The sequence below is a fragment of the Lysinibacillus sp. IITD104 genome (assembly GCF_036698265.2).
In the GTDB taxonomy this organism is placed as follows: domain Bacteria; phylum Bacillota; class Bacilli; order Bacillales_A; family Planococcaceae; genus Lysinibacillus; species Lysinibacillus boronitolerans.
Map to the genome: position 1 here is coordinate 718,166 of NZ_JBAHYH020000001.1, position 24,572 is coordinate 742,737.

Annotated in this window: 24 protein-coding genes; 17 read left to right on the forward strand and 7 right to left on the reverse strand. The window is 36.8% G+C overall.

Annotated elements, in window-relative coordinates; genetic code table 11:
• Nucleotides 1–115 precede the first annotated feature (115 nt).
• Entirely contained in the window at nt 116–790 is a 675-nt protein-coding gene (locus V1L66_RS03680) for a hypothetical protein (RefSeq protein WP_312124447.1), read from the forward strand.
• A 56-nt stretch (nt 791–846) separates the two neighbouring features.
• Here the strand turns inward: V1L66_RS03680 and V1L66_RS03685 are convergent, their stop codons facing one another.
• Nucleotides 847–2,541, reverse strand: a complete 1,695-nt coding sequence (locus V1L66_RS03685; protein ID WP_312124446.1) for a methyl-accepting chemotaxis protein — start codon at nt 2,539–2,541, stop codon at nt 847–849.
• Nucleotides 2,542–2,804: 263 nt separating this feature from the next.
• Nucleotides 2,805–3,800 (reverse strand): M23 family metallopeptidase, encoded by a 996-nt coding sequence (locus V1L66_RS03690; protein ID WP_312124445.1) that lies wholly within the window; start codon nt 3,798–3,800, stop codon nt 2,805–2,807.
• A gap of 212 nt (nt 3,801–4,012) precedes the next feature.
• Between V1L66_RS03690 and V1L66_RS03695 the strand changes: the two genes are divergently transcribed.
• The 3 genes from V1L66_RS03695 (at nt 4,013) to V1L66_RS03705 (ending at nt 8,831) form a co-directional block, all read left to right on the forward strand.
• On the forward strand, nt 4,013–5,908 hold the full coding sequence (locus V1L66_RS03695) for a PrkA family serine protein kinase (RefSeq protein ID WP_036077019.1): 1,896 nt from the start codon (nt 4,013–4,015) through the stop codon (nt 5,906–5,908).
• Between the two features lie 317 nt (nt 5,909–6,225).
• A complete protein-coding gene (gene yhbH / locus V1L66_RS03700; protein WP_036076919.1) occupies nt 6,226–7,383 on the forward strand; it encodes a sporulation protein YhbH in 1,158 nt (385 codons plus the stop codon).
• Between the two features lie 44 nt (nt 7,384–7,427).
• Complete coding sequence (locus tag V1L66_RS03705; RefSeq protein WP_016993462.1) at nt 7,428–8,831, forward strand: SpoVR family protein; 1,404 nt, start codon at nt 7,428–7,430, stop codon at nt 8,829–8,831.
• Nucleotides 8,832–9,065: 234 nt separating this feature from the next.
• Here the strand turns inward: V1L66_RS03705 and V1L66_RS03710 are convergent, their stop codons facing one another.
• Nucleotides 9,066–9,479 carry a hypothetical protein gene (locus tag V1L66_RS03710; RefSeq protein WP_016993463.1) on the reverse strand — a complete coding sequence of 138 codons (414 nt, stop codon included), beginning with the start codon at nt 9,477–9,479 and terminating at the stop codon, nt 9,066–9,068.
• A gap of 195 nt (nt 9,480–9,674) precedes the next feature.
• Between V1L66_RS03710 and V1L66_RS03715 the strand changes: the two genes are divergently transcribed.
• Nucleotides 9,675–10,550 carry a radical SAM/SPASM domain-containing protein gene (locus V1L66_RS03715; RefSeq protein ID WP_258860043.1) on the forward strand — a complete coding sequence of 292 codons (876 nt, stop codon included), beginning with the start codon at nt 9,675–9,677 and terminating at the stop codon, nt 10,548–10,550.
• 40 nt (nt 10,551–10,590) lie between these two features.
• On the opposite strand, the gene V1L66_RS03720 is transcribed toward V1L66_RS03715, so the two are convergent.
• Entirely contained in the window at nt 10,591–10,980 is a 390-nt protein-coding gene (locus V1L66_RS03720) for a helix-turn-helix domain-containing protein (protein WP_004225641.1), read from the reverse strand.
• 213 nt (nt 10,981–11,193) lie between these two features.
• Here V1L66_RS03720 and V1L66_RS03725 point away from each other — a divergent pair, with 213 nt between their 5' ends.
• Nucleotides 11,194–11,847 (forward strand): hypothetical protein, encoded by a 654-nt coding sequence (locus V1L66_RS03725; protein WP_333004961.1) that lies wholly within the window; start codon nt 11,194–11,196, stop codon nt 11,845–11,847.
• 44 nt (nt 11,848–11,891) lie between these two features.
• Here V1L66_RS03725 and V1L66_RS03730 read toward each other — a convergent pair whose 3' ends face one another.
• Nucleotides 11,892–13,565 (reverse strand): ribonuclease J, encoded by a 1,674-nt coding sequence (locus tag V1L66_RS03730; protein WP_016993466.1) that lies wholly within the window; start codon nt 13,563–13,565, stop codon nt 11,892–11,894.
• Nucleotides 13,566–13,747: 182 nt separating this feature from the next.
• On the opposite strand from V1L66_RS03730, the gene V1L66_RS03735 reads away from it, so the two are divergent.
• The gene (locus V1L66_RS03735) at nt 13,748–14,515 is read left to right on the forward strand and encodes a DUF2935 domain-containing protein (protein ID WP_016993467.1); all 768 of its coding nucleotides are present in this window, start codon (nt 13,748–13,750) and stop codon (nt 14,513–14,515) included.
• Nucleotides 14,516–14,554: 39 nt separating this feature from the next.
• Here V1L66_RS03735 and V1L66_RS03740 read toward each other — a convergent pair whose 3' ends face one another.
• Nucleotides 14,555–15,049 (reverse strand): L,D-transpeptidase family protein, encoded by a 495-nt coding sequence (locus V1L66_RS03740; protein ID WP_333004954.1) that lies wholly within the window; start codon nt 15,047–15,049, stop codon nt 14,555–14,557.
• Nucleotides 15,050–15,182: 133 nt separating this feature from the next.
• Here V1L66_RS03740 and V1L66_RS03745 point away from each other — a divergent pair, with 133 nt between their 5' ends.
• The 6 genes from V1L66_RS03745 to V1L66_RS03770 all read left to right on the forward strand — a co-directional run bounded on the left by V1L66_RS03745 (nt 15,183) and on the right by V1L66_RS03770 (nt 18,869).
• The gene (locus V1L66_RS03745; protein ID WP_016993469.1) at nt 15,183–15,416 is read left to right on the forward strand and encodes a hypothetical protein; all 234 of its coding nucleotides are present in this window, start codon (nt 15,183–15,185) and stop codon (nt 15,414–15,416) included.
• A gap of 44 nt (nt 15,417–15,460) precedes the next feature.
• Nucleotides 15,461–15,670, forward strand: coding sequence for a hypothetical protein (locus V1L66_RS03750; protein ID WP_004225632.1), 210 nt, complete (start codon nt 15,461–15,463; stop codon nt 15,668–15,670).
• A gap of 12 nt (nt 15,671–15,682) precedes the next feature.
• Nucleotides 15,683–15,880, forward strand: coding sequence for a gamma-type small acid-soluble spore protein (locus V1L66_RS03755; protein ID WP_312124443.1), 198 nt, complete (start codon nt 15,683–15,685; stop codon nt 15,878–15,880).
• 79 nt (nt 15,881–15,959) lie between these two features.
• Nucleotides 15,960–16,148: a cysteine-rich CWC family protein gene (locus V1L66_RS03760; RefSeq protein ID WP_081977478.1), complete on the forward strand. Its 189-nt coding sequence runs from the start codon at nt 15,960–15,962 to the stop codon at nt 16,146–16,148.
• 102 nt (nt 16,149–16,250) lie between these two features.
• Complete coding sequence (locus tag V1L66_RS03765) at nt 16,251–16,835, forward strand: DUF305 domain-containing protein (protein ID WP_333004949.1); 585 nt, start codon at nt 16,251–16,253, stop codon at nt 16,833–16,835.
• A 282-nt stretch (nt 16,836–17,117) separates the two neighbouring features.
• Nucleotides 17,118–18,869: a methyl-accepting chemotaxis protein gene (locus tag V1L66_RS03770; RefSeq protein ID WP_036076931.1), complete on the forward strand. Its 1,752-nt coding sequence runs from the start codon at nt 17,118–17,120 to the stop codon at nt 18,867–18,869.
• Nucleotides 18,870–18,906: 37 nt separating this feature from the next.
• Here V1L66_RS03770 and V1L66_RS03775 read toward each other — a convergent pair whose 3' ends face one another.
• Complete coding sequence (locus V1L66_RS03775) at nt 18,907–19,500, reverse strand: metallophosphoesterase (RefSeq protein ID WP_036076934.1); 594 nt, start codon at nt 19,498–19,500, stop codon at nt 18,907–18,909.
• Nucleotides 19,501–19,734: 234 nt separating this feature from the next.
• Between V1L66_RS03775 and V1L66_RS03780 the strand changes: the two genes are divergently transcribed.
• The 4 genes from V1L66_RS03780 (at nt 19,735) to V1L66_RS03795 (ending at nt 24,439) form a co-directional block, all read left to right on the forward strand.
• Complete coding sequence (locus tag V1L66_RS03780) at nt 19,735–21,231, forward strand: long-chain fatty acid--CoA ligase (RefSeq protein ID WP_333004946.1); 1,497 nt, start codon at nt 19,735–19,737, stop codon at nt 21,229–21,231.
• 232 nt (nt 21,232–21,463) lie between these two features.
• Nucleotides 21,464–22,453: a C39 family peptidase gene (locus V1L66_RS03785; protein WP_016993478.1), complete on the forward strand. Its 990-nt coding sequence runs from the start codon at nt 21,464–21,466 to the stop codon at nt 22,451–22,453.
• A gap of 55 nt (nt 22,454–22,508) precedes the next feature.
• The gene (locus V1L66_RS03790) at nt 22,509–23,741 is read left to right on the forward strand and encodes a hypothetical protein (RefSeq protein WP_036076939.1); all 1,233 of its coding nucleotides are present in this window, start codon (nt 22,509–22,511) and stop codon (nt 23,739–23,741) included.
• Nucleotides 23,738–24,439, forward strand: a complete 702-nt coding sequence (locus V1L66_RS03795) for an aspartate/glutamate racemase family protein (RefSeq protein ID WP_016993481.1) — start codon at nt 23,738–23,740, stop codon at nt 24,437–24,439. The genes V1L66_RS03790 and V1L66_RS03795 overlap by 4 nt, the downstream gene beginning before the upstream one ends.
• Nucleotides 24,440–24,572: the final 133 nt, after the last annotated feature.

Genomic DNA, 24,572 nt, shown 5'->3' on the forward strand with positions numbered 1-24,572 from the left:
TAATGTTCAATGAATTCGTGTTTTTTATTAGAATGAAACGATAGAATCAAGAATACTATTGCTAGTACATCATCTGAATTTTTCTAGTGATTATCTTGATAAAGGCGGGAATTGGATGAAAAATATTTTCTTCATTTTATTAGGGATTGTCTATCTTTATCTAGCAAATGCCATTGAATTAGTCATTATTAAGCAACTATTTTTTTTAATCGGGCTGGCTTTAGTCGGTCTAGGGAGTATCCGTTATTTAAAAGAGCGTTATATTGCCATACAAACTTTGACAGCCATGACGGAAGCTAGTGAGGAGGAGATAATGGCTATTCCTCATACACAATGTACAGTTTCCAATGATGCTTTAAATGCTTTACTGTTAAATGAACAGACAAACATGCTTATTTTCGCCCGAAGAGAAGCTTTAGACGAAGAACTAAAAATTATAGAGGTTCCATTTAACAGAATATATGAGGTTGCCATCATGGAAGATGAAGTATTTACGGTTAGAACAAAGAATCATCTAATGAGTGGTTCCTTACTTGCTGAAGCAGATGAAATAGAAGAAGAGGAGGTAGAAGAAGATACAATTTCACAGCTATCGCTAAAGTTAGTAGTAGATCATTTATCAGAGCCTATTCAAGAATATATGTTCATGGATAATAGTGAAGATCCTATATCAAAAGAGGATGATGACTATAAAGAAGCCATGGAGCTTTGTGAGAAATGGTTTCAAAAGATAAGTGTTATTATTAAACGTCATGAATTAGAACGAGTGCCGATAAGTCATTGGCAATAAGAGAGAAGGCTATCTCAAAATAGAAAAATTTGAGATAGCCTTTGTTGTTTAGATGATTAAATTTTAAATTGTTGTAGCTGCGTATTTAACGTCTCGGCCATTCCAGCAAGCTGATTTGCACTTCTAGCGATTTCATCCATTGTAGCAGCGGTTTCCTCAACAGTTGCTGTTGTTTGCTCAACGCCAGCAGCGGATTCCTGTGAAATGGAGGCCATATCATCAATAGAAGCATTAATGGTTTCTGAATTTCGAGCAAGCTGATTTAAATTCGTTGAAATGGTTGAAATATTATCAATCATATCCCCAACAGCATCAGAAATTTTTTCAAATGTTTCATTTGTTTCATCGAGCTGTGTTGTTCCTCTTTTTACTTCCTCATAGCCAGTCTGAAGGGCAGATGTTACATTGCCAGTCTCACCTTGAATACGATGGACAATTGTTGCAATATCCGTAACAGAGAACTGTACTTGCTCAGCAAGCTTTCGGACTTCATCTGCCACAACAGCAAAGCCCTTGCCATGCTCACCTGCTCGTGCTGCTTCGATTGCTGCATTTAATGCAAGTAAATTTGTTTGGTTTGAGATATCATCGATAACTGACACAAGCTTGGAAATTTCAGCAGACTGTTCATTTAAATTCTCGACATTTTTCACAGAGTCTAATACAATTTCATTTATTGTAGCCATTTGTTTGGTAGATTGAACCATTAAACTTTTCCCTGAAACCGTTAATTTTTGAACATGACTAGAATGCTCACTTAATTCAATGCCCTCTTGTGTCGTTTCCTGAATGCTACGCTTGAATGCTGTCATTGTTTCTGCCAAATCCCCTGTTGTGGATGCTTGTGTTTCTGTACCTGATGCTAGCTCTTGCATTGTTATTGTAATTTGCTCAGTACCTGCTTGTACTTCATTCGATGATTGAGCAAGTTCTTCACTACTAGCTGCTACTGTTTCAGAAACCGTGTAAATAGAGCGGATCGTTTGTTTTAGTTTTTCGTTCATATCATTTGCTGCCACCATTAACGTTCCAATTTCATCTCGTGTTTTGACAGGTAGAGACTCTAGCTGCAAATTTCCATCTGCTAATTCTTTCATTCGATTGGCTACGACTGTAACAGGTTTAGAGATGGTATTAGCTGTGATAATGGCAATTAGAATACCAGCTATAGTTAGGATCAAACTAAAGGCGATACCAATTGTTCGATTCTCAGAGCTTGTTGATACAACATCATTACCAACATCTGTAATGGCTTGAGCATGTTCATCTGCCAGTTTTTCGTAACCATATCGTACTTTCGTAACGAGTCCATGAGTATCCATTAAATTTTCTAAAGCTAATTCTTTATTGCCCTTTTGATAGATATCAAATACCTCTGTGTTGACAAGGGTACTCCAATCACGGGCGATAGCTACTAGTTGTTCGCGTTCATCTGATTTTTCATATTTGTCTAGAATAGCGTTATTTTCCTCAGCCATTTTGCGATATTCATCAAATGATTCTTTGTATTTCTCGTCACCTGTCAACACATAATTTAACGCTGCAGATAGGCGAACACTCATAGAGAGTGCTAAATTTTTACTTGCATTTAAAACAACTAAATCTTCTTTTACTAAATTTTTTGCCTGTTTTTCCATATTTGTATTGGAATTGTAAGTGTAGGTTGTAAAGCTAACTACTAAAACTAACAAAAGAATAAATGCACTTAAAATTCGAGTTTTAAGTGTTTTAAACTTGATTATGCCTTTCATTTTCCCATCCCTTTACTATCTCATTGAGAAATTTTTTCAATCACAAATACTATTTTATAACTATTTATGCATATTAATAAGCCTTTCGATAGAAATATTTAAAAATAGTTTTTTAGTACAATGACATAATTGTTTTCCTTTTATTAATAGTTAAATATATATAGATGTCTAACAACTGATTTATATATTTATGTAGAATTTCCTATGTGGAAAGAAAACGCACCTGAAGCAATTTGCTTCAAGTGCCATAAGTAAAAGTTTCTTTATTGTTTTTGATTTTTTGCTTGCCGCTCCCACTGTAGAAGTGAAGGATACGGGTCAAAAGCCCATTCGTTTCTGCCATTAAATTTATATATCCCATAATGAAGATGTGGAGGGAATTTACCAGATGTACCTTCTTTCCCATACCCAGAGCTTCCAACATAACCAAGAACAGTACCAGGTTTTACAATTGAACCGACTTCAATATCCTTATGATAGCTACCAAGGTGGGCATAATAGTGATAGGAATTATGATTGTCGCGAATACCGATGCGCCAGCCACCAAATTGATTCCATCCTTTTACCTCAACAATTCCATAAGAGGTAGATAATACTGGCGTTCCATAGCTGGCAAAAATATCAGTTCCTTCATGAATTCGGCGTCCACCCCAACCACGATTGGCGCCCCAAGTGCCCCTGTAACTGTAATCAGAGCGAACATTTAACGGGAAGGTATGTGCATCAAGCTCAATTGTTTTAAAATGTCTGTACAATGTGGAGATGGTGAATATTTGATTGACTGCTTCTTCGCTTCCGTAATATTCCCATAAAGCTAATTTAAAATCCTCATCAGTGGTTCCAAATTTCCCTAAATAACTAGCCATCGAGAAAATGACATCCTCATCATCCTTAGGACTGGCGATCCCATCGTGATTGCCATCAAGGCCCATTCCTCCGAAATAGCTGATTGTCTCAGGAGAAGTGTCTTCTTTTATAGGATTTAATGCACCTGACCAGTATTCATCAGAAAATTGGATAGCCAAATAACCTTCTCGTTTAGGGATATCTTTACGAACTGACTGTAGGTTTCTTTCATATTGATCGATAGCAGCTAAAAAATGCCAAGGAATGAGTAATTCGTCAAATTGTACATAATAGGACATACGCTGCTGTAAAATTTCTTCTTCTGTTAGCTCTTCCTTTGCAAAAGAGACAGAGGGGTACAGCATAATTCCTAAAAATAAAAATGTGAAAAGTAATGTAAAATGGCGATGCAATGATGGACCTCCTTTCTAACGTTAGAATAACCGAAATTTTTATCTTCATTCAGTAAGGTTCTATGTATGAAAACAGTTGATATATCTGCCATTTTTTTGCCCCGAAAAATAGAAATAATAAGAAGAAACTTCATCAAAGAAAAAGTAATGGTATCATCATGCTGTTAACTTCATACTATGTTATAAATCAAGCCCTGAATGGAGGGAAGGCTATTAACATTTTAGATAAAGTGAAAAACTATCGCGAAGAAGAAAACAGGCTGAAGTGGGAAGGGACATTTGCAGATTATTTAAACATCATTAGGGAAAGACCTGAAGTTGCTCAAACAGCCCATTCACGCGTCTACAATATGATAAAAAGTGCTGGTGTAGAGGAACGCGATGGGCAAAAAATGTACAAATTTTTCGGACAAGAAATTTTTGGGCTTGAAACAGCAATTGAAAGACTGGTGGAGGAATATTTCCATCCAGCAGCACGCAGGTTAGATGTTAGAAAACGTATTTTATTATTAATGGGACCAGTTAGTGGTGGTAAATCAACAATCGTTACTTTACTGAAACGCGGATTAGAACAATATTCGCGAACAGATGAGGGTGCGGTTTACGCAATTAAGGGATGTCCAATGCATGAAGATCCACTCCATTTGATTCCACATCATTTGCGTAATGAGTTCTTTGAGGAATATGGTATTAGAATTGAAGGAAGTTTATCGCCTTTAAATACAATGCGGCTTGAAAAGGAATACGATGGACGCATTGAGAATGTGATGATTGAACGTATTACTTTTTCAGAAGACAAACGTGTGGGTATTGGGACATTTACACCATCAGACCCTAAATCGCAAGATATTGCTGATTTAACAGGAAGTATTGATTTTTCTACAATTGGCGAATTTGGTTCAGAGTCGGATCCTCGTGCTTACCGCTTTGATGGGGAGCTGAATAAGGCTAATAGAGGAATGATGGAATTCCAGGAGATGCTAAAACTAGATGAAAAATTCTTATGGAATTTATTATCATTAACGCAGGAAGGAAATTTCAAAGCAGGAAGATTTGCTTTAATTAGTGCAGATGAGTTAATCGTTGCTCATACAAATGAAACAGAGTATCGTTCATTTATTTCGAACAAAAAGAATGAGGCATTACATTCTCGAATTATCGTTATGCCAATTCCCTACAACCTCAAAGTTAGTCAGGAAGAGCATATTTATGAAAAGATGATAAAAGAGAGCGATATGTCCCATGTCCATATTGCACCGCATGCTTTAAAGGCCGCAGCAATCTTTTCGGTTCTCACTCGTTTGGAAGTTCCGAAAAAACAAGGTGTGGATCTAATTAAAAAAATGCGCTTGTACGACGGAGAAAATGTGGAGGGATTTAATTCCGTTGACTTAGAGGAGCTGAAGAAAGAGTTCCCGAATGAAGGCATGAACGGTATTGATCCACGCTATATTATTAACCGTATTTCTTCTGCTATTATCCGCAAAGAGATACCATCGATAAATGCATTAGACGTTTTACGAGCATTGAAGGATGGGTTAGATCAGCATGCATCGATTTCTCAAGAGGATCGTGAAAAATACATGAATTACATTGCGGTTGCTCGTAGAGAATATGATGAAATTGCTAAAAATGAAGTACAAAAGGCTTTTGTGTACTCCTATGAGGAATCTGCAAAAACGTTGATGAATAACTACCTTGATAATGTAGAGGCATTCTGTAATAAAAATAAAATTTATGATCCACTTACTGGGGAAGAAATGAATCCAGATGAAAAATTAATGCGCTCGATTGAGGAGCAAATTGGCATTTCAGAAAATGCTAAAAAGGCATTCCGTGAAGAGATTCTCATTCGAATTTCTGCCTATGCACGAAAAGGTAAACGTTTTGATTATAATTCTCATGAAAGATTGCGAGAAGCCATTCAGAAGAAATTATTTGCAGATTTGAAAGATGTCGTTAAAATTACTACTTCTTCTAAAATGCCAGATGAATCTCAACTGAAGAAGATTAATGAGGTTGTGGCAAGGCTTGTTGATGAACATGGCTATAATACAACATCAGCAAATGAGTTGCTACAGTATGTAGGAAGTTTGCTCAATCGATAACTATGTTGATTGTTCCAATTCAGATAGGAGTGTCCCATTTTTAGGGCACTCCTTTTATTATCAGGATGAGAGATTTATTTTGATTCAGCAGAAAACGCTCACCTTTATAGGTGGTGAGATGGATGCACAAATTGTTCTCTTTGGTTCAATGAAAAAATCTAGATAAAGTCTTAGCGGATGTTACAGATTTTGAAGAGTAGCTTTTCGAGGAAGCTCAAAAAAATCTGGAAGCAATTGATTTTATGAAAAAAGTTCAAAAATTTAGCTCACAAGCATAGTATAGAAAAAGCGAATTTGATAGATGGGTGAGGATAAAAATGACTGAACACGAAAATAAACGCTTTGTCATTTCTCAGGAAAATTGGTCCCTCCATCGTAAAGGGCACCAGGACCAGCAACGCCATATGGAAAAAGTGAAAGATGCGATTAAAAATAATTTACCTGATTTAGTTAGCGAAGAAAGTATTGTGATGTCCAATGGTCGCGAGGTTATTAAAATACCAATTCGGTCACTTGATGAATATAAGATTCGATATAACTATGATAATTCTAAGCATGTAGGGCAAGGACAAGGGGATAGTAGTGTTGGAGACGTAGTAGCACGCGATGGAAGTAAGGCCAATCAGGCTCCAGGTAAAGGAAAAGAAGCGGGTGACAAGCCTGGCCAAGATTATTATGAAGCGGAAGTCAGTATTGAGGAAATTCAAAATGTTTTATTCCATGAACTAGAGTTACCTAATTTACAGCAAAAAGAAAAGGCAGATATTAAAACAGAAAAAATAGAGTTTAATGATATTCGAAAAAAGGGACTCATGGGTAATGTCGATAAAAAGCGTACCATTTTAAATGCATTAAAGCGCAATGCGATGCATGGGAAAGCAGAAATAACGCCAATCCACAATGACGATTTACGTTTTAAAACATGGGATGAAGTGGAGAAACCAGAATCCAAGGCAGTAGTGCTCGCCATGATGGATACAAGTGGCTCGATGGGAGCATTTGAAAAATATTGTGCCAGAAGCTTCTTCTTTTGGATGACGAAATTTTTACGTTCAAAATATGAAACAGTAGAAATTGAATTTATTGCTCATCATACAGAGGCAAAGGTTGTCACAGAAGAGGAATTCTTTACAAAGGGCGAAAGTGGAGGAACCATTTGTTCTTCAGCTTATAAAAAGGCATTGGAATTAATTCAGGATAAATATCATCCATCTCGCTACAATATTTATCCTGTCCATTTTTCAGACGGTGAAAATATATCGATGGATAATGAAAAGTGCTTAAAGCTAGTAGGAGAATTAATGGATGTATCCAGCATGTTTGGCTATGGTGAGGTGAATCAGCATAACCGTTTCTCAACGCTTATGTATACGTATAAAAAAATTGATGATCCTAAATTTAGATACCATATTCTGAGAAAAAAAGGCGATGTCTATGACGCCTTAAAGAGCTTTTTTAAGAAAAATGAAGAGTAACAAGGAAGTTTGCTCAGCACCACGTTCAAAGGAGGGGGCGTAACATGGACACAAAAGAGCTTCATCGAGCAATAGATGAAATTACCGAAATTGCCTCAAGCTTTGGCTTAGATTTCTATCCAATGCGTTATGAAATTTGTCCTGCAGATATTATTTATACATTTGGCGCCTACGGTATGCCTACGCGCTTTTCCCACTGGAGCTTTGGTAAACAATTTCATAAAATGAAGCTTCAATATGATTTAGGGCTTAGTCAGATTTATGAGCTTGTGATTAATTCAAATCCTTGCTATGCATTTTTACTCGATACCAATACATTAACGCAAAATAAATTGATTATTGCCCACGTTTTAGCACACTGCGATTTCTTCAAAAATAATATACGTTTTTCTAATACAAGAAGAGATATGGTAGAAAGTATGACCGCAACCGCGGAGCGAATAGCTGGCTATGAGAGAGAATATGGCAAGGATGAGGTGGAGCAGTTTTTAGATGCTGTTTTAGCTATTCAAGAGCATATTGATCCATCTATTTTACGACCGAAGCTATCCTGGAGTGAGGAGGATGAGCTTGAGGAGGAAAAACCACCAGCAAAATCACCGTACGATGATTTATGGAGTATAGAAGAAAAAGAAAAAGTTTATAAACCAATCCGACGCCGATTAAGGCAATTTCCTCCTCAGCCAGAAAAGGATCTGTTGTTATTCTTAGAGGAGCATAGCCGTGAATTGGAAGACTGGCAACGAGATATATTAACAATGATGCGAGAGGAAATGCTTTATTTTTGGCCTCAGTTAGAAACAAAAATAATGAACGAGGGTTGGGCCTCCTTCTGGCATCAACGAATCATGCGGGAGCTAAAGCTAACAACTGCTGAAACAATCGAATATGCCAAATTAAATGCGGGGGTTGTGCAGCCTTCCAAAACATCGATTAATCCATATTATCTTGGGATTAAAATTTTCGAGGATATTGAAAATCGTTATAATAACCCTACTGAGGAAATGAAACGGTTAGGTGTTTTGCCAAATACAGGACGTGAAAAGATTTTTGAGGTTAGAGAGGTAGAATCAGATATTTCCTTTATTCGAAACTATTTAACAAAGGATTTAGCGAAGCGTGAAGATTTGTACTTGTTCCAAAAGAAAGGGAATGAATACCGTATAACGGATAAGGATCACGAGATGGTTCGCGATCAGCTTGTATCCATGCGTGTAAATGGAGGCTTCCCATACATTGTCGTAAAAAATGGTGATTATTTGCGAAATGGCGAGCTATATTTAGTTCATGGCTATGAAGGGATGGAGTTAGATCCACACTATTTAGAAAATGTATTGCCTTATATTTACCAGCTATGGGGACGTCCTGTTCATTTAGAAACCTATGTGGATAAAAAGCCGATGCTTTATTCATATGATGGCACAAAAAACTATAAACGCAATGTGTAATAAAAAAACTTCTATCTGTTGAGGGTACCATCAAGCAGATAGAAGTTTTTTCATCGTGTTGAAAAACAAAACCATCAATAGTCTTTTTGTGAAAGGTCATGCAAACAGTTGCAGGCTACTTGCTTTCCAGTGGCAGAGCACAGAGCTCTTCGTGCTCCAAAAAAAGGACGTTGGTGGAAAGGAAACAATCACTCGTCTTGTTTTCTGCTACTGATATGACTTTTTTAAACAAATCTACTCACCTTCTTCAGTTAATACATCAGGCTCTTCATTACTTTCACTATGGTTAGAGGATGAATGAATATCACTATCAATGACAAGACTATCCCGTACTTTAATGCCTTGTTGCCCACCAGCCTCGTCATTATTATTACCAGCAATACCACTTCTTCCATTACCGTCAGCAAATTGCGAATTGACGTTGCGTGTATGACTACCATTACTAGCATTTTGACCACCTTGGTTGGCATTTGTACCTACATCATGATTGATTTGGCCTCCGCCTTCCGCTCGTTGCTCAAAGTGAAAATCAGTATTTCCTATATTGAATGTAAAATTGATTGTTATATGATTCTTCCCTTGCTTGTTAGAGGATTCCTGCTCAGGTTCATCAGGTCCATAAAATTTTTTAGAATTAAAATTAGACATCGTTTCTCCTCCCTTCCTTTCCTATTACTATTAAGATATTAGTGCTTCGTGAACCCACCTGTACGTGTAGCCATGTTACCTAGAGAAAAGGTAGGAGTTCTAGATGGAAACTCAACGATTTTTGCTATCTATCCAATAAATTTGTTAAAATGAATGAGATTTGATTATTTAGTGAATGGGAACGGAGAAGTAACATTGAAAACATTTAAAAAGGTTTATATAGAAATTACGAGTGTCTGTAATTTAGCATGTAGTTTTTGTCCACCAACAGCTCGTGCAAAAGGGCTTATTAAAGTCGAACAATTTAATAAAATATTAGATGAAATTCGTCCACATACAAAATATATTTACTTGCATGTGAAAGGAGAGCCATTACTACATCCAAGAATTGATCAGCTATTAGATGCTGCCCATGCAAAAGGATTTAAAGTGAATATTACAACGAATGGTACGCTAATTAAAAAGAACCGCGAGAAAATATTAGGAAAGCCAGCATTACGCCAAATTAATTTCTCGTTGCATAGCTTTGATGGGCATGAAGGCTCCGAAAATCGCGAAAAATATTTAGGGGATATTTTAGATTTTGTGCGAGATTCTAGGGAATACAATACGATTATTTCCTATCGTTTATGGAATCTACAACAGGATCATGTTTCGGATGTTGCAGCCCGTCGCAACCGTGAGACTTTAGAAATATTAGAAAATGAGTATAATCTTGATTACCGTATAGAAGAAAAAGTAGAGCCTGGAAAAGGGGTAAAAATTGCCCCTCATGTGTATTTAAATCAGGATCATGAGTTTAGATGGCCAAGTCTTCTAGAGCCTGAGGATGAAGGTAAGGGTTTTTGTCATGCACTGCGTAGTCAAGCAGCTATATTGGTGGATGGCACCGTTGTACCTTGCTGTTTGGATGGGGAAGGTGTCATAAATTTAGGAAATGTACACGAAAAATCCTTCTCCGAAATTGTAGAAGGGGAACGTGCCAATAAGATCGTAGCAGGCTTCTCACGAAGGGAAGCTGTAGAAGAATTATGTAGAAAATGTGGCTATCGTCAAAAGTTTGGTATGTAGCTACTAAAAGTTATGTTGAATAAAGAAGCAGCTCCACTGGTCATTGACCGTTGGAGCTGTTTTTCTTTGATTGAGAATCAATGGTATCTAAAAAATCCTTCGTAATACGAACTACATATTTGACCTCGTCTAAATTTCGTTCTCTTAATAATGAGCGATGAATGTCTAGCATGAGGTTTTTCTCCTCAATATCAGTAACGCCAGATAATTTTTGAAAATTAAATAGCTCCTCAGGGGTAATGTCTAATGCCTTCATGATTGTTTCCAAAGTACTTAAGGTAATATTAGATTGTCCATGCTCAATATTGGAAACCCTTCCTTTACTGAAACCTAACTTCCCTGTCCTTTCAGCCACTTCTTCTTGGCTAAGTCCTTTAGATAACCGAATAATCCGAAGTTGTTCACCTACTAGCTTTAAAAAATCTGACATATGATTCACCTCTAAGTTAAAAGCTAGTGAAAAACAATGGAAATGACTATACTATTATAGTGGTATAATAGAGAAAAAGTTACATTAAAATGGTACAATCTTTAGAGTAATACTTTATTCAGACAAATGACCTAAATAAATAACTAGGTATAATGCGTTAATGAGGATTGTATTCAGGGTATTAATTGGGACAGAGGATTGGAGGGTTCATATATGGTGAAGCAGTTTTTTTTAGAAGAAATAGCAAAAGTCCAAATTGGTCATTTAATTGTGAATGATCAATGTTTTACTACGGAAGGTACTCCTTATATCACCAAAGCAACACTATTGAAGTTATTGGTAGATGATGATGCTAGTCAAGTACCAAAGATTGATCACACGGTTGATTCATTTGATTTGTCGCTAGTACCTGCAAAAAGCATCCTTCTCAATAAATTGAATTTAAAGGAAACCCTTATTTATCAATGTAAAAAAGCTGTGTGTATCGGTCATGATATCATTGCCATTATTCCGAATGAATCCATTGTTGTTAGTGATTATTTATTTCACTTTTTTAAATGGTATCAAATAAATAAAGAGAGGCGTCATATCTTTCGTTTAATAATTGAATTACCTCCTCTTGATATACAGCATAGAGTAGCTCAACTATTAAACGCTATTCAACATTTATTAATAAATAAAGATTCTTTAGTCACAGCGGTAGAAAAGCTTCCACAGTATTTCGATAATGTGTCAAAACAAGTGAATCAGCATTCAAAAAACTTACATCATAGCTTTGAACAGCTCCAATATCTATATGCTGATATGTTACATAAGGTTTTTAATGGAGATTTTCTAAATGATTCCTTTCAAAGGTTGAGCAATTAACATAAGTCGGTGCAAATGGATTAGGCAATCCTTGCACCGACTTGCTAAATTTCAATAATAATTGGTAAAATCATGGGCTTTCGCTTTGTTTGGGTAAATAAATATTGTCCAACAGCTCTTTTAATTTCTCGGCGAAGGACATGTATTTGCTGTCTGCCTTCTTCTTGAAGCTCATTGACGATTTCTTTGGTAAGCACATTGACTTTAGTTAATAGTGCCTCGAAATCTTTTGCATAAACAAAACCACGTGAAATGGTATCGGGTTCTGAAATAAAAGCACCATCAGCTTTATTGAGTGTCAATACAATAACAAGCATTCCGTCTTCTGAAAGTTGCTTGCGATCACGGAGGACAATTCCTTCGACCTCACCAATGCCAATCCCATCTACATACGTATCCCCAGCAGGAATTTTCCGTGTTTGCCTTGCCTTCGCATGTTCAATATCAACAACATCCCCATTTTTCATAATAAATGTATGTCCCTTTTGAACGCCAACAGATTCTGCTAATAAACGATGTTGATGTAACATACGATATTCACCATGAATAGGAATGAAGAATTTAGGCTTCATAAAGGTCAGCATAAGTTTCAAGTCCTCTTGATGACCATGACCTGATACATGCATACCTGTATGACTGGAAGAACCATAAATAACCTTAGCACCAAGCTGGAACAAATTGTCCACAATTCGAGAAACGCCCTTTTCATTACCTGGGATTGGTGAAGCGGCAAGAATGACTGTATCATCTGGCAAAACTTTTATCTCACGGTGATTGCCATTTGCTATTCGTGCGAGGGCAGCTAGAGGCTCGCCTTGGCTACCAGTGCAGAGGACGACCACCTCTTCTGGTGGGAGGTATTTGACCTCTCGTGCATCAATTAACAGATCTTCTGGTACAAATAAATAACCTCGTTCAATCGCGACATCAACGACATTGACCATGCTACGCCCTACTAAAGCTAGCTTCCTATTGGTGGCAATTGCTGCATGTACGATTTGTTGGATGCGATTAACATTTGAAGCAAAGGTTGAGATGATTACTTTTCGTTCAGCATGTAAAAAGGCTTCCTCTATATGATGCCCTACAAGTTGCTCAGAAGGGGTCAAACCTGGTCTTTCTGCATTTGTACTTTCTGAAATAAGAACAAGCACACCCTTTGAACCGATTTCAGCCATTTTATGAATATCAGCAAACTGGTTGTTAACGGGCGTTAGATCAAATTTAAAGTCTCCTGTATGGACAACATTTCCTTCAGGGGTAGCTAAAACGATTCCTAAACAATCGGGTATACTATGATTGGTTCTAAAGAAACTAATATCGATTTGTCCTAAATGTAGGGCTGAATCAGCATGAATTTCAATTAAATCCGTTTCTCTTAAAAGTTTATGTTCCTTAAGCTTTAACTCAATAAGTCCGAGCGTGAATCGGGTAGCATACACAGGGACATTTAATTTTTTTAGTAAATAGGGAATTCCACCAATATGATCCTCATGTCCATGCGTGACAATTAATGCCTTAATTTTCTCCTTATTATCAAGTAAAAACGTAATATCAGGAATGATTAAATCAATTCCGAGCAGGGTTTCATCCGGAAATTTTGCTCCACAATCAATAATAATTATGTCATCTGCATATTGTACTACATACATATTTTTACCGATTTCATTTATGCCACCTAGGGCGAATATGGATAATAGCTGTTTACTTGTTGACAACGTATTCCCTCCTATAGTTTTAAATAAAGCCATCAATAATTGCCTTTGCCATAGGTAGTATAGCTTTTAGCATTTCATCCTATACGAAATTTGCAGTGCGACTAATTGGATAGCACGAAGAATAGAATGGGGAGATAACAAAAAGCAAAGACAGCTCAGTGGAGCTAAGAGGAGGCAGACCTTTGTCTAATTTTGTGCAACATGCCATTTTTGAGCATAGATTTTGGCTAGAAATCATGCAAAACCATGCTCAATTTATTCATGACGCCCTTTATCCCTCAGAAGAGGATGATATTCAAAGAGCCCATACGTATATTTATCAATTCTCGCAGCTACTTACCTATGTCCCTTCACTCGATGAAACAAATGCTGTATCTTTTTCAGTGTCTGTGGACGACAATGTTGAGCAATTTAAGCAGTTCAAGCTTCATCTACTTAGGCATCAATTATTGGGAGATATCGGGATTCATTTAACGCCTACGTTTGTCAACCATATGGTTAATGAATTAGAAGAATATCAAAATGTGCTGGGTTATTTGAAAAAAGGAGAAGCACCACCAATTTTTCATGAGCTTCATCATCATTTAGTTTGGCTTTTAGATGCCTCCGGACATGCAGGCATTATCAAGGATGATTTAGATGGTGTTGAGAAGCGCTTGAAGCAAAAGAGCCATGAGTTTGCCCAACACTTTGAGCAATTTTATTTAAAGGCTGTTGAATTAACAGGCTATTTACGTACGAATATGAATTCCTTTCCTGCTTTAAAACGCTTTAATAAAGATGTTGAGCTTGAAATGACATTATTTAAAACATTTTTAAGAGAACTAGAAGAAATGGAGCTAAGTGCAGAGGTGCTAGGTACATTTACAGCTCCGATGGCGGATCATATGTGGCGTGAAGAGCAATACTATTTAACGAAGCTTGCACAGGCTAGAGAACAAGATCAGTAAAACAAGAGGCTATCTAAACTCACTAGATAGCCTTTTAAGTTAGGGATGAATCACTACTTCTGTTCCTATTGGCACAATACTGGCTAGCTCTTCAACATCTCGATTTTGCATACGGATACACCCATGTGAAACAGCATGCCCAATCGAGCTAGGATCATTTGTGCCATGAATTCCATAGTGTTCTTTAGAAAGACTCATCCACATCGTGCCAAAAGGACCGCCAGGATTTGGTGCTTTATTGATGATAATAAAACTACCTACTGGTGTTTCGTGAAGCATGCGTCCAACTGCAATCGGGTATTGTTTTTGAAGGATATTGTCTCTATATAAACGTAGCCATCGATTGTTGGTAGATATCTCAATACGGTAAGGAATTGTTTCGGGTGCGGGCAAGCCGGGGAGGATGATTTGTTGACCCATGAAAAGATGATCAGGCTGAATTCCTGGATTAGCAGCGATAATGGATGCCAAAGGTGTACGGTAATCTTGAGAAATTTGAGCAAGGGTTTCACCAGCTTTGACAGTATGAATCAATTATTATTCCCTCCAATGCAATGGTTTATTGTTCTACTATATGCTTCAAATGTTTTATGTAATTTTAGGAATGCAAGGTTTTTCTGTTTCTGGACAGAATAAGCAGTGACATTGCAGGTTAAGGGGCATAAAGATGAAGGAATTTAAAATTACTTATTTTTTTGATGAGGTACATTATGTTCGAAGATTCATTTTTATTGAATCGCAACAAGAGGCAGAAAAATTAGTGAAAAATGAACGTGATCAATATATCTCCTTTACGGATAGTAGGGGGATATACCATGAACTGCACACAAAGCATGTACGAGTTATTCAAATAGCTGAGTATCATCGAATTGATAAAAGTGCGAAAGAGAAAGACACATAATCTGTTCAGCTTTACACACATTATAGGAAAAGGAGTGTGACAGAATGGACATCGAAAAAATACCACATGAAAAGAAAATGTTCATGAATTTAAATAGTAAGGACAAGCCTGACATGGTTGAATCAGATACGATCAGTCTTTTCGATCTGCATGAGGATATGCAAACTGTAGATGCCATTCCGATAGAGGAACTCAATAAGCGTGTAAAAAGAGAAGGCGACGAATTAATTGAAATGCAGCCAGATGAACTATAGGAGGTAAAAATAATGAATCATGAAAAAGACGTCCAGTTTACATCTGCAGGCACAAATATTAACGAAGTGAAGCAAAAAAATGCAGAGGCAGGATTATCGTATAATGAAGTGAAGGCCCTGTTAGCAAAAAGCGGTGGACATGGAACAGCCATTTATAGTGACACAGATATTGAAGAAGTGAAACAAGACATACACAAGCATCAACATTAAACATTTTGGGAGGAGCAAGGTATTGAGCGCTCTTCCCTTTTTATTTTACAATGGTGAAAAATAAAGGAGTTGTAAGAGCATGTCAACTGAAGAAAAGAGATGTCCATTATGTGGGGGAGAAAATCAATGTGGTGTGGCGAAAGGAGAAAAAGAGTGCTGGTGTATGACAGTTAGCATCCCCGAACACCTGTTAAAAACAGTGCAAAGAAAGCCAAATATATGCATTTGTTCAACATGCATAGATACATATAAGAAAGAGCAAGTATAGTTTTTTACGATGATTAAGCCTGATAAAAATTGAGCAATTGGTACAATTGTCTATCGCACAACAACCTAGCAGGCATACATTACTCTGAAAGGAGTGTGTCTAATGGCTAAACCAATTGAACTTAGTAATGTGACAAAGGCATATTTAGAGGAATATCAGCGAATCCTCAAAAAAATGATGCAGGGTATGACCTATGTTACCATTACTTGTAGCATCTCAGAAAATTTTATTAAGCAAATCATCCCTCATCAAGTTGCAGCAATCCAAATGTCTGAAAATGTTTTACGTTATACAACGAATATACCTGTGCAAAATCTCGCATTAGAAATCATTCGAACACATACAGAAATGCTTGAGAGTCTTGAAGCGATACAAAACCGATGTTGTGTCGTGCAAAATTCAGAGTATGAATTATACGAGTATATGTGTGCTTACAAAGAAATTACAGAAGCTATGTTCAATGCAATGTGTGCTCCACCAGTCTCTAATAGTATTAATATCAATTATCTTCGGGAAATGATTGTCCATCATCAGGGGGGCATAAGACTGGCACAAAATGTGCTTAGGTTCTGCATCTGTCAAGAATTAATTCCAATCCTACGATGCATGATTCAAACGCTATGTGAGCAACTAGAAGCCATGGAAAAGCTACTGGATAGCTTACAAAATTGCGATTCCGAGTGCTAACATTAACGATAATTTTATATGGGAAGAAGGCGCTAAGATCAATCGGGATTTTAGCGCTTTTTCTGCATAAAGACAGTGTTTAACTAAGAAAATAAGAAATTGTCAATAAAGTGGACGAAAAAATAATAATGTGTAAAGAATTAAATGAGCATCTATTTTTGTCTTTCTATTGTTGGTAAAATATATATGTTTTATTAGTTGAAGGTAATAAAGAAAAATCTATAATTGGCTTTAAAATATTGGTAATTTTATTTTACTTTAATACAACTAGGAGTGGGAGCTATGTTCAAAAGGAAGAAGATTAATCAAAGTTATGATTATTTCTCAGCTGCGAAAAATTCAGACATCGAAACAAATGAACGCTTTAAAGAAAAATTGGATTTCCTTGCTTTATCTAGAATTAGGCGAGAATCTGTTGGGTTTTTACGTAAAATTTATGAGAATAATCGACAGCATATACTCGATAATTTTTATGCTCGTCTACTGGAAATTCCAGAGTTTAATCATGTCATCAATACACATTCATCAGTAGAGCGCTTAAAAGGGCTGTTTGATACACACTTTATAAGCTTATTTGATGATGAATTGGATTTAGATTATGTCTTTAAGCGACGGAAAATTGCGTATGTTCATGCTCGAATTGGTGTACTACCAAACTGGATGATTTCCGCCTATACACTGATCAACCAACTAATCATTCCACTGATTGTCAAAGAACTATCTCGTGATGAAGAGAAAATGCTGGATGTTTTATTGTCTTACGATAGCTTAGTAACAATTGATCAGCAAATTATTTTAGAGACCTATATTGAAATTCAAGCAGGATCTGTTGTAAATGGATTAGGTGAAATTATTACTTATAATACACAGTTAGATACCATTAAGGAATTGATTGAATTTCAAGAGATTCAGCAACAGGAGATTGTTGCAGCAGATCAATTAATGCATGAGTTGGACGAGAGTATTGAAGAAATTGCCACATCTGTTGGTGATATTTCAGAGCAAACAAAGCATGCCTTTAAAAAATTAAATCAGGATTTAGAATCATTACAACAAGTATCATCTATTTTACAGACGACTGATGAAGGTCATAAAGCAATGCAGGAAGATATTAAGCGTTTGGTTGAACGTGTAAATAGTGTAGCGAAATTGATGGAATTAATTAAAAAAATAGCAGATCAAACAAATTTGTTGGCTTTAAACGCATCAATTGAGGCAGCCCGTGCTGGAGAAGCAGGAAAGGGCTTTGCGGTTGTTGCAGAGGAAGTAAGGAAACTTGCTGATGATACAAGTACATCTGTCAAATCTATACATACAGATATACAGGAACTACTTCATATTACCCATAATATTAGCTCATTGACGACTCAATTTTCCCAAGATTTACATCAAGGTGTTACAGATACTTTATATATATCACAGACGCTAGCAGAGCTAAATAAAAACTTGCAGCAGCAGGGCGCGCGCTTTGAGGAAATAGCTACAACGACAAAGGTACAGGCTCAATCTGCTACTACTATTTCTGAACGTAACCATACTATTACGGAGAGCATGCAAAAAAGTAAGGTAATCGTTTTTGATATGGGCTCTGCCATTTATAAGTTAAGTAAAATGATTGATGGATACCGATCCACGACGATTTCTAAAAACTTTATTATTAGCCAAGAGGATATTATTGAATTAGCCATTACTGACCATCTATTGTGGAGATGGAAAATCTACAATTTGCTACTAGGCTTTGAAACGATGACGGAGCAGGATGTAGGGTCTCCAAAAGAATCACGCCTCGGCGAATGGTATTACGGCACCGGAAAAAAACTGTTAGGTGATGAGCGTGTTTACGCAGAGTTAGAACAGCCTTTTATTCACGTGCATGATATAGCAAAAAAAGCAGTGCGTGAATACAATGTAGGCAATAAAACGGGCGCTGAAAAATACCTGAAAGAAATTACGGATGAATCGTATGTTGTAATTGAAAAATTAAAAGAGTTAAAGGAAATTTTATTGAGCGAGAAAAAGCAATACATTCATTAAAAATGGAGGGCAAGCTAATATAGACTAGCTTGCTCTTTTATAGATTAATAGGTGGGACACACATAAATGTCACTGTTCGCTTTTGGCTATCATAAAGACACCATTCACGGTGATTGATAACAGAGCCTACATTCACACCATACTGCTTGTCTTGTAACGCAATTGGCTGCCCGAAGCGAATACGAATCGGCAGCTTTTTTTGTTGATGATAAAGACCTGATTCGTGACTATGCCCAAAGAAAAATAATGATTTTTGAAAGGGTGGGAAAGTCGGCTGCCAGCTTACATTCCACTGAAATTGATGACCGTGCATAAGCGTGGCCCCATCAATCTCTATTGTCTCAGGTAATGCTTTAAAACGTTCGATACCAGTGACCTGAGTAATACGTTCTTCTTGATTGCCTCGAATAGAGGGGAAGGTTAGCAGTTTTTCAAATTCTCTTTCTATTATGGCCGCCTTTTGCAAAGGTAAGCCAGATATGGTTTGTGCCTTTTTCTTACTAACAGTGCATTCATATAAATCACCTAGCCCAATGATCTTTGCTTCCTCTGCTGTTTGTTGAATATGAGCTAGAACAGCCTTAGTGTCTTCTATATTAGAATGTAAATCTCCTAAAAGTGCATAAAGCATTTAAACCCGGCCTTTCCTAAAAATAATCGTACAAGTATCATACACCCAATAGAAATTGCTAGAAAAGTAAAATGTCTAAGAATATTTCGTTAGTTCGGCTACATATTTTGAATGTGTGGAAAAATTGCCAAGAAATACATTGCTTGATAAAATATAATCGTAATTTTCTGAATTTTAAGAAGTTTAATAGTTTCCCATTCGGTAATAAAAAAATGAATGTATGGAGGGCTTATAATGAATATGTTTATGACAGATATTCTTGAAGACTATGCAGGGCAGCAACCAAATGCAATTGCAACGTTGTATGATGGAAAAGCATTAAGCTATCATGATTTTTATCAACGTGTAGAAAGATTTGCGGCTTACTTGCAGGAACAAGATTTTGAAAAAGATGATGTGATTGCCTTATATACGCTCAATTCAGATTTATTTTTAATCGCTTATTTAGGTGTCCAATTAGCTGGCTTTATCGTGATGCCTATTAACACTAAATTAGCTGCTCCTGAGGTTGATTTTATTTTTAATCATTCACAAGCAAAGGGCTTAATTTTTGATGAAAGATTAACAGAAGCATTAGAGGACGTTTCCTATTCATTCCAACATACGATCGGATTTCAAGAAATGAAAAACATAATTGAGTATAATAATCGTGCTAGAAAAATTGTGCAATTAGAGGCTCACGATACGGCAGTGGTTATGTATACGTCAGGAACAACAGGTAAACCCAAAGGCGTCATGCTAACGCATCAGAATATCGTGGCTACAGCAGATATTTGGTCGTCTTCTATGAATATGTCTAGCAAGGACAAAATGTTTATTTGTACGCCTTTGTTTCATTGTGCAGGTCTTCATGTATTTGCTATGCCTATGTTTTATAGAGGGGGAACAGTGGTCATTGAAGAAGCATTTTCACCAACTAAAACGTTAGCTCAAATTGTAGCTACTGAGGCGACAATTTTCTTTGGTGTTCCATCTATGTATACCATTATATTAAATACTCCTGGATTCAAGGAACATAGCTTTAATCATTTACGTTTATTATGTTACGGTGCTGCCCCGATGCCTTATGAGCTTGTAAAGCAAGTGAAAGAAGCATTTCCAAATGTAAAGGTTCAAAATCTTTATGGTCAAACTGAAAATTCACCTGCAGCTACCTCTTTATTAGATACGGATGCATTGACGAAAATTGGCTCAGTTGGAAAACCATTAGCACAGACAGAGGTTTGCGTAGTTAATAGTGAAGGAAAGACCGTACCAGCTGGAGAGGTGGGCGAAATATGCGTAAGAGGACCACAAGTAATGAAGGGCTATTTACGCAACCCTGAGGAAACAGCAAGAGTGATTAGAGATGGCTGGCTGTACTCAGGGGATTTAGGACGCTTTGACGAGGAAGGGTATTTATATATTGTAGATCGAAAAAAAGATATGATCATTCGTGGTGGAGAGAATATTTACCCAATTGAAGTAGAAGAAGTTCTATATCAAATGCCAGAAATTTTAGAAGCAGCAGTGGTTGGGTTGCCTCATGAAGTATACGGAGAAGTACCAAAAGCATTTGTAGTGTTAAAGGATGGAAAATCTCTTGATGAAAATTCGATACTATCCTATTGTCAAACACGACTTGCTAAATATAAAGTACCATATGAAATTGAGTTTTTAATAGAATTGCCACGTAATGCCTCTGGTAAGGTACTAAAGCATACATTACGGCCGAAAGTGACAACGATGTAAGTCACTTCAATTATCTCTTAGTATAATTACTGTTCAGATTTTTTAAGCTTACTCGTAAAGAAGGAGATTTGTGTAATTTTGCCGCTCACTTTGGTACAAAAAATAGCTACTAAATCAAGATAAAATAGGAACGGCTATGAAAGTATCGTATAATAGAGTCTACTACGACAAATTGAATAATTAGAATGGCGAAGGGGGTGCTCTTCGCCTTAGAATAGGAGCGGAATTTGTCTTGTGGACGTGGTATAAACGCCTTTTACTTATTGGCATTTTGATTATTATGTTACTTTCAGGCTGTCAGCCATTTTCACGGCAAGATGCTGAACAAAAAAGTCAATTAACGGTTTTAACAGTAGAATTTAATAGCGGGGCACCTATTCCAAATCTTTTCCTTACGGTTACAGATGTACAAACAGGTGATGTAGTGGAAGAAGCAATTGGCTCAGAAGAGGGAGAGGCTGTATTTTCAAAGCTAAAGGCAGGGCGAGAATATGCAATTGCTGCAACCACACTTGAAAATAGTTCGACAAACGATGGGTATACAACAATCGAGAATTTCACTTACGATACAACAAAGCCCTATTATCGATTGGAAACACATTTTTTAAGAGACGATCAGGAGTTAGATGTTCCTGTTGTCATGCAAAATCCTGAGCTGCCACATGGTTGTGAAATTACATCACTCACAGCTGTATTAAATTATTTTGGAATGAACGTGTCAAAACTTGAAATGACTGACAAATATTTACCAAAGCAAGAAATACGAACAGTAGGCAATCAACGTTTTGGACCAAATCCAAATGAAGCTTTTGCAGGTAATCCTCGTGATAAAGCTCGTGGCATGTATGTTTTTGCTGCTCCAATTGTCAAAGCGGCTGAGGCAGTTATTACAGATAAACAAGCTGACTTACATGTCAAAAATATGAGTAACGCCTCACAGGATGATATTTTACAGCTTGTGCGTGAAGGTATTCCTGTCGTGACATGGGTAACGCTAGATTTATCAAAGCCTAAACGAAAAGCAGAAAGAGGCTGGATTTATACAGGGGAAACAACTCCGCATGATGCTTTTATGAACTTACATGCAGTTGTCTTGACGGGACATTTAGGTGATAAGGTAGTCGTAATGGATCCTTTAAAAGGGTATGTTACGTACAATGTCGAACAATTTTTCAAAAGTTATCAGGAATTAGGCAAACAGGCTGTAGCTGTTCATAAATAAGCTACAAATCGTTAGTATGTTACACTAATAAAAAAGCAAAAGTGAGTTGAGTAGAATGGCCATTGAGCACGTTTTTTTACCGGTTTTACTTGGAGATGAAATGAATGCTTATGGCATGGCCAGAGCATTTTACGAAGCCTATGGAGTGAAGCCGCTTGCACTAAACCATACGAACATGGAAAAAATTCAACAAAGTGATTTATGGACTTTTCGTGAGATACCACGACTTCATATCGAAGAAAGATTTGTGACCGCTTTAAAAGCTATTGCGGAGGAGTTCAAAGAAAAAAAATTACTGCTATTAGCCTGTGATGAGTTTTATGTCAAAAAAATCGTTGAACATAAAGAGGAGTTAGTAGAGAATTTTCTAGTTCCTTATGTAGACGCACCACTTGCTCATCAACTTTTAACTCGTGAAAGCATGTATGAACTATGCGCACAATTTGGTTTTCAATACCCTGCCTCACATGTATGCACGGTGAATGATTATGAAGACTACGACATGCCATTTGATTATCCAGTTGTCATTAAGCCGATGAATATGACAAAATATGCTACATGTATTTTTCCTGGTAAGAAAAAAGTATATATTGCATATGATAAGGACGAAAAGGATAGTATACTACGTGCTATCTATAAAGAATCAGCTTATCGTGATGATCTGATGATTCAACAATATATTCCTGGAGAAGACGCTAACATGCGTGTTGTTAATGCATATATAGGACAAGATGGAAAGGCAAAACTTCTTGCGGTAGGAAATCCTATTTTAGAAGAGCATTCTCCAGAAGGGATAGGGCGTTATGTAGCGATTATGACAACCTATCATCAGGAATTAATGGATAATGTTAAGTCATTTCTTGAAGCGATACAATTCCATGGCTTTGCCACATTTGATATGAAATATGATGATCGTGATGGTCAATATAAATTGTTGAGTATTGAATTACATAATGAACTTTCCAATTATTATGTGACGGCCAGTGGCTTCAATTTAATGCAGTATGTAGCGGACGATTATGTTCGCGGAAGTAAACAACAACTAACATACGTGAAGAACAAGCATCTTTGGACAATTGTACCGAATGGTGTGCTGTTCAAATATGTTCAAAATGAACAACTAGTAATGGAAGCGAAAAGTTTAATTCGTCAAGGTATGGCTACAGATTCTATTTTTAATTATAAGGATATGAATGCAAAACGTTGGTTGAATGTCACGCTAGATAATTTAAGCTTTTATCGCAGCTATAAGAAATATTTTAATAACAAAGGTCTGTCTAACACATGAAAAAACAAACTTTAGGTATAATTGGTGGCGTTGGTCCACTAGCAACAATGTTTATTGGTGAAATGATTGTAAGACGTACGAAGGCACAAAAGGATCAGGAGCATTTACATACCATCATTGATAATGATACAAATATTCCTGACCGTACGGCTTTTATTTTAGATAATACAAAGGATAACCCAGTTCCTGTCATTATTGAGGATGCAAAAAAACTAGCTTCGGTAGGAGCAGACGTAATTGCTATCCCATGTAATACGGCACATACGTTTTATCATGAAATTGAAGAAGGTTCTCCTATACCTGTATTGCATATGATTCGCGAAACAGCGAAGCGTGCTGCTGATTTAGGAGCGAAGCGTGTAGGAATTTTAGCAACAACAGGCACGTTAACGTCACGGATGTATCAGGATGCACTTGAGGAATTTGGTATTACACCAGTTGTTCCAGATAATGAAATGAGATCCTATGTGATGTCGATCATTTATGATTACGTCAAGGCTGGGAAGGATGTTACGCTAGAAGATTGGCAACCGATAGAAGAGGCGATGCTAGCATTAAATTGCGATCGAATTGTTTTAGGTTGTACAGAGCTTTCTATTGTTAACAGAGATTTGAAGCTAAGTAATATTTATATTGATTCATTAATCGTTTTAGCTGAATGTGCCATTTTAGCTTGTGGTTATGAATTAGTCGATTAGTGTTAAATGAATTGAAAAGAATCTGCTTGCTTTTCACGGGTAAGCTACAATTCTTGAAAGAGTTGTGGTCAGCCGTGTTGAGTGAAGCAGATTTTTTATGAAAGCAAGCAATGTTTTCTTGAAACGATTAGAC

What these genes read in the sequence shown, in the direction of transcription:
- V1L66_RS03680 (WP_312124447.1), top strand. Translation starts at nt 116, where the DNA reads ATGAAAAATATTTTCTTCATTTTATTAGGGATTGTCTATCTTTATCTA.
- V1L66_RS03685 (WP_312124446.1), bottom strand. Translation starts at nt 2,541, where the DNA reads ATGAAAGGCATAATCAAGTTTAAAACACTTAAAACTCGAATTTTAAGT.
- yhbH (WP_036076919.1), top strand. Translation starts at nt 6,226, where the DNA reads ATGACTGAACACGAAAATAAACGCTTTGTCATTTCTCAGGAAAATTGG.
- V1L66_RS03705 (WP_016993462.1), top strand. Translation starts at nt 7,428, where the DNA reads ATGGACACAAAAGAGCTTCATCGAGCAATAGATGAAATTACCGAAATT.
- V1L66_RS03710 (WP_016993463.1), bottom strand. Translation starts at nt 9,479, where the DNA reads ATGTCTAATTTTAATTCTAAAAAATTTTATGGACCTGATGAACCTGAG.
- V1L66_RS03720 (WP_004225641.1), bottom strand. Translation starts at nt 10,980, where the DNA reads ATGTCAGATTTTTTAAAGCTAGTAGGTGAACAACTTCGGATTATTCGG.
- V1L66_RS03725 (WP_333004961.1), top strand. Translation starts at nt 11,194, where the DNA reads ATGGTGAAGCAGTTTTTTTTAGAAGAAATAGCAAAAGTCCAAATTGGT.
- V1L66_RS03745 (WP_016993469.1), top strand. Translation starts at nt 15,183, where the DNA reads ATGAAGGAATTTAAAATTACTTATTTTTTTGATGAGGTACATTATGTT.
- V1L66_RS03750 (WP_004225632.1), top strand. Translation starts at nt 15,461, where the DNA reads ATGGACATCGAAAAAATACCACATGAAAAGAAAATGTTCATGAATTTA.
- V1L66_RS03755 (WP_312124443.1), top strand. Translation starts at nt 15,683, where the DNA reads ATGAATCATGAAAAAGACGTCCAGTTTACATCTGCAGGCACAAATATT.
- V1L66_RS03760 (WP_081977478.1), top strand. Translation starts at nt 15,960, where the DNA reads ATGTCAACTGAAGAAAAGAGATGTCCATTATGTGGGGGAGAAAATCAA.
- V1L66_RS03765 (WP_333004949.1), top strand. Translation starts at nt 16,251, where the DNA reads ATGGCTAAACCAATTGAACTTAGTAATGTGACAAAGGCATATTTAGAG.
- V1L66_RS03770 (WP_036076931.1), top strand. Translation starts at nt 17,118, where the DNA reads ATGTTCAAAAGGAAGAAGATTAATCAAAGTTATGATTATTTCTCAGCT.
- V1L66_RS03775 (WP_036076934.1), bottom strand. Translation starts at nt 19,500, where the DNA reads ATGCTTTATGCACTTTTAGGAGATTTACATTCTAATATAGAAGACACT.
- V1L66_RS03780 (WP_333004946.1), top strand. Translation starts at nt 19,735, where the DNA reads ATGAATATGTTTATGACAGATATTCTTGAAGACTATGCAGGGCAGCAA.
- V1L66_RS03790 (WP_036076939.1), top strand. Translation starts at nt 22,509, where the DNA reads ATGGCCATTGAGCACGTTTTTTTACCGGTTTTACTTGGAGATGAAATG.
- V1L66_RS03795 (WP_016993481.1), top strand. Translation starts at nt 23,738, where the DNA reads ATGAAAAAACAAACTTTAGGTATAATTGGTGGCGTTGGTCCACTAGCA.